The sequence below is a fragment of the Achromobacter dolens genome, from assembly GCF_902859745.1.
GTDB classification, from domain to species: Bacteria; Pseudomonadota; Gammaproteobacteria; order Burkholderiales; family Burkholderiaceae_B; genus Achromobacter; species Achromobacter dolens.
On record NZ_CADIJW010000103.1, the window covers coordinates 1 to 2,721 of the forward strand.

The 2,721-nt window shown below is 67.6% G+C and carries 3 protein-coding genes and 1 pseudogene; all 4 read right to left on the reverse strand.

Translation table 11 applies throughout. From position 1 onward, the window contains the following. A pseudogene (locus HV783_RS29225) lies at window positions 1-213 on the reverse strand (flagellar motor switch protein FliN); the annotation flags it as partial. Further along, window positions 206-1,213: a flagellar motor switch protein FliM gene (gene fliM, locus HV783_RS29230; RefSeq protein ID WP_006394458.1), complete on the reverse strand. Its 1,008-nt coding sequence runs from the start codon at window positions 1,211-1,213 to the stop codon at window positions 206-208. The gene fliM and the pseudogene HV783_RS29225, both read right to left, overlap by 8 nt. Before the next feature lie 2 nt (window positions 1,214-1,215). Beyond that, window positions 1,216-1,824 (reverse strand): flagellar basal body-associated FliL family protein, encoded by a 609-nt coding sequence (locus HV783_RS29235; RefSeq protein WP_035360305.1) that lies wholly within the window; start codon window positions 1,822-1,824, stop codon window positions 1,216-1,218. Window positions 1,825-1,994: 170 nt separating this feature from the next. Next, window positions 1,995-2,721, reverse strand: a 727-nt coding sequence (locus HV783_RS29240; protein WP_175190341.1) for a flagellar hook-length control protein FliK, incomplete at its 5' end; no start/stop codon positions are given.

The window sequence follows — 2,721 nt, forward strand, 5'->3', positions numbered from 1 at the left end:
CGTGGCGGGCGCTGCCGGGGCAGGCGCCGGGGTGGCGGCAGCGGCCGGCGGCGTGGCCGCGGTCTGCTCGGCCATGGCGGCGGCCCAGTCGTCCTGAGCGGGCTTCAGGCCATCCGCCTGGGTGGGCGGATTGGCGCGGGATTGTTCGGCGAGCGCGTCGGCCCAGTCGTCGGCCGGGGACGAGCCGGAGCCGGGCTCGTTCTTGTCAGTCATGGTCGGGGGCCTCGTTAGATTCGGTATCGTAGGTAAACATGTTCTGCACGCGCAGGGCGTACTGGCCGTTAAAGACGCCGTAACCGCATTCCATCAGCGGCACGCCGTCGACATGGGCAATGACGGTCTGCGGCACATCCACGGGCAGGATGTCGCCAACCTTCATGCGCATCAGTTCGCGGATATTGGACGGAATGCGCGCGAATTCGGCGACCACGTCGATGTCGGCGCTGCGCACCTGGCGCGAAAGCTGTTGCGACCAGCGCTGGTCCACTTCTTCCAGCGTGGTTTCCTGCAGCGGCCGCGTGAGCAGGTCGCGCACGGGTTCGATCATGGAGTAGGGCAGGCAGATGTTCAGGTCGCCGCCGGTCGCGCCGAATTCGATGTGGAACGAGGTGACGACCACCACTTCATTGTTGCCGGTGATGCTGGCGAACTTGGTGTGCATCTCCGAGCGGACGTAGTCGAACTCGATCGGATAGACGGGGTCCCAGGACTTGCCGTAGCTCTCCAGGGTCAGGTTGAGCAGGCGCCGGATGATGCGCTGTTCGGTGGTGGTGAAGTCCCGGCCCTCGACGCGCGTGTGATAGCGGCCATCGCCGCCGAACAGGCTGTCGATGACCAGGAACACCAGGTTCGGGTCGTAGGTGAACAGGGCCGTGCCGCGCAGCGGTTTCATCTGCACCATGTTCAGGTTGCTGGGCACGGGCAGGTTGCGCTCGAAGTCCGCGTACTTCTGGATCTTGATGGAACCGACGGTGATGTCGGCGCTGCGGCGCATGAAGTTCAGCAACACGCTGCGCATCTGGCGCGCAAAGCGTTCGTTGATGAGTTCCAGCGTCTGCATGCGCCGGCGCACCACGCGGTCGGGCGAGCTCAGGTCGTAGGCACGGGCGCCGTCGTTGGGGCCCGCGGATTCCTTTTTGCTGTCGCTCTCGCCCGTGACGCCGGCCAGCAGCGCGTCGACTTCGTCCTGCGAAAGAAACGCCTCGTAGGCCATGCTTATTGCACCACGAACGCCGTATACAGTACGTCGGTGACATACTGGCCGTCCGGCAGGGGCGCGAACGGGCGGTTGACGGCTTGCTTGATGGCGTTGGCCATGTCGGTCTTGCCCTGTTGCGTCTGCACGCCGGTGGGCGATTGCGAAGACAGCACCATCAGGATGCGGCTGCGCACTTCAGGCATGTACTTTTCGAGACGGATACGGGTCTGTTCGTCGCTGACGCGCAGGGTCAGGCCGACATGCATGATGCGTTCGGTGTCGGCGTTCTGCAGCGTGACGGTGAAGGCCTCGATCGGCACGAAGATCGGCGCGGGCACCGCGGCCGGAGTGGTGGGCGGGGCGACGAAGGTGGTCGGCGTGGCTTGCGGACCCGCGGCGCCGGGCTGGCCCGGCTGGCCGCCGGTCTGACCGACGCCCAACTGCACCGGCGCGCCGCCTTGCGGCTGCATGCGCTGCGCGACGAACCAGGTCGCGCCCGCGCTCGCGGCCGCCACCAGCAACAGCACCAATATCATGAGCAACGGACGAAGGATTCGGCCAATGCCGCCGGAGCGTGTCGGAAGCGCGCCGCGCGGCGGCATGGTTGTGGGTTTGGAAGTCGCCATCTCGGTGTCGATGCGTGTTTTGCCGCTGATGAAAACGGATTCTTAGTGGATGAAAGCATTCTGCCCGAAATGCGCCCCCGGCTTGGAGGCGAAAAACAGGGCGAAAGCCGTGTATCTCAAGCTATTGCTGCACCGCCCGCAACCGTTGCCGGCCGCGGGCCGCGCGATTGTTACGCGAAGGTGTCGACCAGCGCATTGGCGTTGCGCGAAGCCGTCACGGCGACCGGCTGGCCATCGATCGCGCCGTCGGCCACGGCAGCGCCGTTGCCGCCACCCTGGCGCTGGGAACCGCCGCCGTTCTGCTGCGCGAATTCCTGTTGCGCGGCCTGTTCGCCGACGCTGGTCTGGCCCAGCGAGATGCCGGCCTGGGCCAGCGCCTGCTGCAACTGCGGGATGGCGGTTTCGATGGCCTGGCGCACCGAGGCGTGAGCCGAGACGAACGACGCGCTGGCCACACCGTCGGCCAGGTTGATGCTGACGCGCAGCGGGCCGAGATCGGGCGGATCCAGGCGCAGTTCGGCGGTCTGGGTGCCCTGGCGCACGTTGTTGCTCATGACGACCATCTGCTGGCCCAGTTCGGTGCCCCAGTGGGTGCCGCCCACAGGGGTGGCGACCTGCAGCACGACCGGCACGTTGGGCACGGCGATGCTGGCGGGGTTGGCGATGGGTGCGGGTTGCTGGCGCTGCGAGGCGGCGGCGATGGCCTGGGCCAGGTGATCCTGGGCGTTGGCGGCGTGCTGCGGAACCTGGAACTGCTGCGCGGTGCTGAGCACCGGCGCGTCGGGTTCCTCTTCGGCGCGCACATGGTGGGGGGCGGCCGGCGTCGGTTCGGCGGCCACGCGCACGTCGGCTGCGCGGGGCTGCGCGGGTTCGGGCGCGGGGCGCGGCAATGCGCCG